This window comes from Pseudomonas sp. GZD-209, assembly GCF_049310485.1.
In the GTDB taxonomy this organism is placed as follows: Bacteria; Pseudomonadota; Gammaproteobacteria; order Pseudomonadales; family Pseudomonadaceae; genus Aquipseudomonas; species Aquipseudomonas sichuanensis.
On record NZ_JBMOWQ010000177.1, the window covers coordinates 1 to 6421 of the forward strand.

Here is a 6421-nt window from a genome sequence, read left to right on the forward strand (position 1 = left end):
CCATCGCGGGGCAAGCCCGCTCCCACGCTATGTCAGACCGTGGGAGCGGGCTTGCCCCGCGATAGGGCCCTCAAGGTCGATCAAAAAAGGAATGAAACACCCACTTTTTTTCGCTTGTAAGGCAACTCCATTCCCAGCTTTCATGTAAGTGTCCGAACCTAACCAGGAAGCTTGCGATGCCCGCCCACGATTTCGTCAGCCCCGACAGCATCCGCGCGCAGTTCTCTGCCGCCATGTCGCTCATGTACAAACAGGAAGTGCCCCTGTACGGCACGCTGCTTGAGCTGGTGAGCGAGATCAACCAGCAGGTCATGGCCGAGCAGCCCAAGGTGGCCGAGGCCCTGCGCTGGACCGGCGAGATCGAGCGCCTCGACCAGGAGCGCCACGGCGCCATCCGTGTCGGCACCGCCGAAGAACTCGCCACGATCGCCCGGCTGTTCGCGGTGATGGGCATGCACCCGGTCGGCTACTACGACCTCAGTTCGGCCGGGGTGCCGGTGCATTCCACCGCCTTCCGCGCGGTGCACGAACAGTCGCTGCACGTCAGCCCGTTCCGCGTATTCACCTCGCTGCTGCGCCTGGAGCTGATCGACAACCCGCAATTGCGCGAACTGGCCCAGGGCATCCTCAACCAACGGCAGATCTTCACCCCGCGAGCGCTGGAGCTGATTGCCCAGTGCGAACGCGACGGCGGCCTGAACGCGAGCGACGCGGAGCGCTTCGTCAACGAAGCCCTGCACACCTTCCGCTGGCACCAGGACGCCACGGTCACCGCCGAGCAGTACCAGCAGCTGCACGATCAGCACCGCCTGATCGCCGACGTGGTGGCGTTCAAGGGCCCGCACATCAACCACCTGACCCCGCGCACCCTGGACATCGACGCGATCCAGGTCGGCATGCCGGCCAAGGGCATCCCGCCCAAAGCCGTGGTCGAAGGCCCGCCCACCCGTCGCCACCCGATCCTGCTGCGCCAGACCAGCTTCAAGGCATTGCAGGAAAAGGTCGCCTTCAGCGATGCCCAGGGCAGCCACACGGCGCGCTTCGGCGAGATCGAACAGCGTGGCGCGGCGCTGACGCCCAAGGGCCGCCAGCTGTACGACCGCCTGCTCGATACCACCCGCGCCGCCCTGGGCGGCGTACCGGCCGAGGCCAATGCCGAACGCTACAAAGCGCTGCTGGAGGCGCAGTTCGCCGAGTTCCCGGATGACCTGGCGCAGATGCGCGAACAGGGGCTGGCGTACTTCCGCTACTTCGCGACCGACAAGGGCCTGGCCGCGCGCGGCCAGGCGGATCGCCCGACCACCCTGCAAGGGCTGATCGACGCAGGCCACGTGCATTACGAGGCGCTGGTGTACGAGGATTTCCTGCCGGTGAGTGCGGCGGGGATCTTCCAGTCCAACCTGGGCGACGAGGGCCAGGCCGAGTACGGCAGCAATGCCAACCGCGAGGCATTCGAGGCGGCGTTGGGGCTGGCCGTGCAGGATGAGCTGGGGTTGTATGCGCAGAGCGAACGGCGGTCGTTGCAGGCGTGTGCGCAGGCGTTGGATCTGGGCTCGATGTAAGGCTTCAGAATGCATCGCGGGGCAAGCCCGCTCCCACAAGTGCACTCAGGCCTGTGGACTACCCCCCAAGGGTTGGATTGGTGTCCAACTTCATGGGGGCAGTCCACTGCGTGGGAGCGGGCTTGCCCCGCGATGGTTTCAGCGCCCTACGCGGAACCGATCCACTTCCTGGCGCAACTGCCCCGCCAACCCTTCCAGCTCGCGGGCGGTATTGGCCAACTCATTGGCCACATCACGCTGCTCACTGTTGGCCTGGGCAATGCTCTGCAGATTGCGGCTGAGCACCGTCGCGGTGCTGCTCTGCTCCTGGGTCGCCGTGCTGATCACCGCGAACTGCTCACCCGCCGTGCGGCTCTGCTCGTCGATGCGCGCCAGGGCCTCGGCCACCTTGTCGTTGCGCGCCAGACCTTCCTGCATCAGCTGGTTGCCCTGCTCCAGGGTGCTGATGGCATGCCCGGTCTGCTGCTGGATGCTGGCGATCATCCCGGAGATTTCATCGGTGGCCTGGCGGGTGCGCGCAGCCAGCCCACGTACCTCGTCGGCCACCACGGCAAAGCCACGGCCCTGCTCGCCGGCACGGGCCGCCTCGATGGCGGCGTTGAGCGCCAGCAGGTTGGTCTGTTCGGCGATCGCGGTGATCACCCCGACGATGCCGCCGATCTCCTGCGAACGGGCACCCAGGGTGTCCATTACCGTCGCGGTACCGCCCAACGCCTGGGCAATCTGCTTGAGCGAGGCCGAGGCTTCGTCCATGGCATTGCGGCCGATGCGGGTCTGCTGGGCGTTGTCGCGGGCCATGCGTTCGGTGCCGGCCATGTTGTCGGCGATGTTCATCGAGGTGGCGCTGAACTCTTCCACCGCGCCGGCCATGCTGGTGATCTCGCCGGACTGCTGCTCCATGCCCTCGCAGGCACCGGACGACAGGCCCGACAGCGAACGGGCGCGGCCGCTGACTTGCTCGGAGGCCTCGCGGATATGCTCGACCATGGTCGCCAGGGCATCGGCCATCTGGTTGAACCCGCGCGCCAGCTGGCCAATCTCGTCATGGCTGGTGACGCTCAGGCGGGCATTGAGGTTGCCGGCCCCCAGCGCCTCGGCCTGGCGCACCAGGTCGCCCAGCGGGCGCAGCTTGCGGCGCAGCAGCCAGAGTGTGGCGACAACGGCCAGCAGCATGGCCAGCAGGCTGCCGATGGCCAGGCGCAGGCCGACACTCCAGGTCACTTCGCGGATTTCTGCCTGCGGCATGCTCGCCACCACGGTCCATGGGCCCTCGGCGAACGGCACGGCGACACTGAACTGCGGCTCGCCGGCGCTCTCCCAGAAGCGCCCCTCGCCGGCCTTGAGGCCTTTGATGGCCTGGGCCGCGGCCTCGCCGTCACGCACCTCGGCCGGCGGCACCAGCCACTTGCCCTGCTCGTCGAGCAGCGCCAGAGAGCCGGTCTGGCCGATGCGGAAGCGCTTGAGGTTGGCGAACTGGGCGTTTTGCGCGTCGGTGTAGTCGAAGCCGACGAACAGCACCGCGATCACCCGCCCGCTGCCGTCACTGACAGGCACGTAGCGGGTCATGTAGTTGCGCTCGAACAGCACGGCGCGGCCGACGTAGGTCTGCCCGGCCATCAGTTTGGCGTAGGCCGGGTGCTGGCGGTCGAGCTGGGTGCCGATGGCGCGGCTGCCGTCCTGTTTGGTCAGCGAGGTGCTGATGCGCACGAAGTCGTCGCCGCTGCGCACGAACAGGGTGGCGACCCCGGCGGTCATCTGCTGGAACTCGTCGACCTGGTGGAAATCGTTGTTCAGCAGGTGTTCGCCCAGGTACAGCGCCGGGGTGGCGACCCCGGCCACGCTGACCGTCTCGCCTGCATGCAGGGCCAGGCCGGTGGCGAAGCGGCGCTCGAACAGCCCGCTGAGGCGCTGGGTGTTGTCCCTGAGCGAACCGTGGAAGGTGTCCAGCTGGTCGGCCAGCAGCCGCGCTTCGCTGCCCAGGTGGGCCTGGCGGGTGGTGAGGTTGGCATCGTCCAGCGAACGCAGGGCGAACAGGGTACTGCCGGTGATCACCAGCGCCAGCACGATGGCGAGGGCGATACCGAGCTGCGAGGCGATACGGGCACGCGGTTGAGACATGGGAGAGCTCCTGGCAAGAGGCCGGGATCGTCCTGATCACGCTGACCACCCGCTTCCTATCGACGGGAAATCGCGCCCTCTCCGGGACGCTGGTGCCAATGAATCGGCGTCGCGGGGGAATACTTGAGTGTCGGGCCGGGGTATTCGCAAACCTTTGCGTTCGGTGTCGACCCCTTCGCGGGTAAACCCGCGAAGGGGCCGGCTCAGGCGCTCACGCTACCGGCAAGATCTGCACATCCGGCAAGTCCATCCCCACCGCCTCTTCCTGCAAAAACCCGCTCAACCTGCGTAACCGCTCCCCGCCCGGCCGGGTGCGCGGCCACACCAGGTAATAATCCAGCCCGCTGGCCACCGCCGTCGGCCAGGGCAGGCTCAGGCGCCGCTGGGCCACATCCTCGGCCACCATCAGCAGGTCGCCCATCGAGATCCCGTACCCACGGGCAGCCGCGATCATGCCCAGCTCCAGGGTGTCGAACACCTGCCCTCCCTTGAGCGACACCTTGTCGGTGAGCCCCATGCGCGCCAGCCAGGCGCGCCAGTCACGCTTGTCGGGGGTGGGGTGCAGAAGTTCGATGCCGGCCAGCCGTCGCTCATCCCAGGGCGCATCGTCGAGCAGGTCCGGCGCACCCACCGGGATCAGCAGCTCGCTGAACAGCCGGCGGACCTCCCAGTCGGCCGGGAAGTTGCCGTCGCTGAGCAGCACCGCACAGTCGAACGGTTCCTGGTTGAAATCCACGTGGTCGACGTCCATCCAGGCGCTGGTCAGTTGCACTTCGTTGCCCGGCTGCAGGTGGCGAAAGCGGCTCAGGCGCGCCAGCAGCCAGCGCATGGTCAGGGTGGACGGCGCCTTCATGCGCAGGATGTCGTCTTCGCCGCGCAAGGTCTCGCAGGCTCGCTCCAGCGCGGCGAAGCCGTCGCGCACGCCGGGCAGCAGCACCCGTGCGGCCTCGGTCAGTTGCAGGCTGCGGCCGCTGCGCACGAACAGGCGGCAGGCGAAGTGCTCTTCCAGCGTGCGGATATGCCGGCTGACCGCGCTCTGGGTGATCGACAGTTCGACACCGGCGCGGGTGAAGGAGCTCAGCCGCGCGGCGGCTTCGAATGCGCGCAGCGCATACAGCGGAGGGAGCTGGCGGGACATGGCGTACCTGGCATGCGGGGCCGTGGAGGCAGTGCACTGGATCATACATGCATGAGTCAGACTCATGGCAGTGATCGCATTTATCCTTTTGTGCAAAGCTGACCGAAGCCTCAGAATCGACCGCTCGCTCATTGCCCCACCCACAAGGACAAGCCCATGCACGTCGCGCCCACCACCGAACTCAAGGCTTTGCTGCGCCTGGCCGGGCCGCTGATCGCCTCGCAGTTGGCGCACATGCTGATGGTGCTCACCGACACCCTGATGATGGCCCGCATCAGCCCGCAGGCGCTGGCCGGTGGCGGGCTGGGGGCGGCGAGCTATTCGTTCGTATCGATCTTCTGCCTGGGGATAATCGCCGCGGTCGGCACGCTGGTGGCGATCCGCAAGGGCGCCAACGACATCGAAGGCGTCACCCGCCTGGCCCAGAGCGGCCTGTGGCTGGCCTGGGGCCTGGCGCTGGCGGCAGCGCTGGTGCTGTGGAACCTCAAGCCCGCGCTGCTGCTGTTCGGCCAGCAGCCGGAGAACGTCGACGCGGCCATGCAGTTCCTCACCCTGCTGCCGCTGGCCCTGCCCGGCTACCTGACGTTCATGGCCCTGCGCGGCTTCACCAGTGCGCTGGGGCGCTCCACGCCGGTGATGGTCATCAGCCTGGTGGGCACGGTGCTCAACTACCTGCTCAACCATGCGCTGATCGAGGGCATGTTCGGCCTGCCCAAGCTGGGCCTGATGGGCATCGGCCTGGTCACCGCGGTGGTGTCGATGGGCATGGCCATCGCCCTGGCGCTGTACATCCGCTGGCACAAGGCCTATGCCGCCTACCCGCTGCGCAAGGGCCTGATGCGCCCTTCGCTGCCGGCGCTGCGCGAGCTGTGGCGCCTGGGCCTGCCGATCGGCGGCACCTACATGGTCGAGGTCGGGCTGTTCGCTTTCGCCGCGCTGTGCATGGGCGTGCTTGGCAGCACGGAGCTTGCGGCGCACCAGATCGCCCTGCAGATCGTCTCGACCGCGTTCATGGTGCCGACGGGGCTTTCGTATGCGGTGACCATGCGCGTCGGCCTGTACTACGGCGCCGGCAACTTGCTGGCGGCGCGCAGTGCCGGGCGTGTCGGGATAGGTTTCGGTGCCACGCTGATGCTTGGCTTTGCGGCGTTGTTCCTGCTGCTGCCGGACAACCTGGTGGGCTTGCTGGTGAACCGTGACGACCCGGCCTTTGCGCCTATCTTCCAGCTGGCGGTGCAACTGGTGATGGTGGCGGCCTGGTTCGAGCTGTTCGACGGCGTGCAGACCATCGCCATGGGCTCGATCCGTGGCTTGAAGGATGCACGCACCACCTTCCTGATCGGCGCGGTGTGCTACTGGCTGGTGGGGGCGCCGAGTGCCTGGTTGTTCGCCTTCACCCTCGGCGGTGGGGCGCCGGGGATCTGGTGGGGGCTGGCTTTGGGGCTGGCCTGTGCTTCGGTGGCGCTGACGTTTGCCTTTGAATGGCGGATGAAGCGGATGATTGGCCGTGGCGCAGGTGTGAACGCTGCTGTTTCGGCCTGATCGCGGGGGGAAAACCCCCCCCCCCCATCCCCCAGGGGAGAGGGGTTGCTCCCCCATTTTT

At 67.4% G+C, this 6421-nt stretch carries 4 protein-coding genes and 1 pseudogene; 2 read left to right on the forward strand and 3 right to left on the reverse strand.

The window, feature by feature from the left end; genetic code table 11:
• The first annotated feature begins 176 nt into the window (after positions 1-176).
• Complete coding sequence (gene hglS, locus ACO6VM_RS19710; protein ID WP_401055835.1) at positions 177-1562, forward strand: 2-oxoadipate dioxygenase/decarboxylase HglS; 1386 nt, start codon at positions 177-179, stop codon at positions 1560-1562.
• Positions 1563-1700: 138 nt separating this feature from the next.
• On the opposite strand, the gene ACO6VM_RS19715 is transcribed toward hglS, so the two are convergent.
• The 3 genes and pseudogenes from ACO6VM_RS19715 to ACO6VM_RS19725 form a co-directional block, all read right to left on the reverse strand.
• Positions 1701-2570: a methyl-accepting chemotaxis protein gene (locus tag ACO6VM_RS19715; protein ID WP_394366673.1), complete on the reverse strand. Its 870-nt coding sequence runs from the start codon at positions 2568-2570 to the stop codon at positions 1701-1703.
• Positions 2568-3680, reverse strand: a pseudogene (locus tag ACO6VM_RS19720) (Cache 3/Cache 2 fusion domain-containing protein); the annotation flags it as partial. The pseudogene ACO6VM_RS19720 and the gene ACO6VM_RS19715, both read right to left, overlap by 3 nt.
• A 211-nt stretch (positions 3681-3891) precedes the next feature.
• Positions 3892-4818, reverse strand: coding sequence for a LysR substrate-binding domain-containing protein (locus tag ACO6VM_RS19725; protein WP_322359660.1), 927 nt, complete (start codon positions 4816-4818; stop codon positions 3892-3894).
• 156 nt (positions 4819-4974) lie between these two features.
• Between ACO6VM_RS19725 and ACO6VM_RS19730 the strand changes: the two genes are divergently transcribed.
• Positions 4975-6360 carry a NorM family multidrug efflux MATE transporter gene (locus ACO6VM_RS19730; protein ID WP_401055837.1) on the forward strand — a complete coding sequence of 462 codons (1386 nt, stop codon included), beginning with the start codon at positions 4975-4977 and terminating at the stop codon, positions 6358-6360.
• Positions 6361-6421: the final 61 nt, after the last annotated feature.